Raw genomic sequence first — 255 nt, forward strand, 5'->3', positions numbered from 1 at the left:
CTTCATCAGCGCCGGGGCACTGTCTGCTCATATACTCTCCCGGAAGTGGCTCCTGTCGCTGTATAGTGCTCTTTCAACACCTTTCTCATCCGTCTGAAATGAACCGCATCCCCGCACCACTCGTTTACTTTAGCCGTCGTCAGAGTGGTCTCAGGAAAGAGAAACTGCAGTTCTTCTATATTGTCCAGAATTACATCCGTTACTCCGCGTTTAACGAAACAGGATTTACAATAACAGGACCGCTGAGTAATTAGA

General features: G+C 47.8%; 1 pseudogene. It reads right to left on the bottom strand.

The window, feature by feature from the left end:
* Nucleotides 1-5: 5 nt before the first annotated feature.
* Nucleotides 6-255 (bottom strand): annotated as a pseudogene (locus ACYQ2O_RS13555) (hypothetical protein); the annotation flags it as partial.

The sequence above is a fragment of the Alkalibacterium sp. m-11 genome (assembly GCF_054658155.1).